Here is a 528-nt window from a genome sequence, read left to right as displayed (position 1 = left end):
AACTGCGATAAGCCTCGGGGAGTGGTAAGCACACTTTGATCCGGGGATCTCCGAATGGGGGAACCCACCATCTGTAATGGGATGGTATCCTTCACTGAATACATAGGTGATGAGAGGGCAGACCCGGTGAACTGAAACATCTAAGTAGCCGGAGGAAGAGAAAACAATAGTGATTCCGTCAGTAGTGGCGAGCGAACGCGGAAGAGCCTAAACCGCAGGATTTATCCTGCGGGGTTGTGGGGCGTTTCATATAGGAGTTACAAAAGACAGATGTAGGTGAACAGTTTGGGAAGACTGACCAAAGAGCGTGATAGTCGCGTAACCCAAACATCTGTCTCTCCGAGACCAACCCCGAGTAGCGCGGGACACGTGAAATCCCGTGTGAATCTGGCAGGACCATCTGCTAAGGCTAAATACTACCTAACGACCGATAGTGAACCAGTACCGTGAGGGAAAGGTGAAAAGCACCCCGGGAGGGGAGTGAAATAGTACCTGAAACCGTGTGCTTACAAATAGTCGGAGCACTTT

The 528-nt window shown here is 50.8% G+C and carries 1 rRNA gene; it reads left to right on the top strand.

Annotation, left to right across the window (positions count from 1 at the left end):
* Positions 1–528: ribosomal RNA gene (locus tag QZ995_RS23720) — 23S ribosomal RNA — on the top strand; the annotation flags it as partial.

The organism is Brevibacillus laterosporus, assembly GCF_030489605.1.
GTDB lineage: Bacteria > Bacillota > Bacilli > Brevibacillales > Brevibacillaceae > Brevibacillus_B > Brevibacillus_B laterosporus_E.
This window is presented reverse-complemented; position numbering and strand designations above follow the sequence as displayed.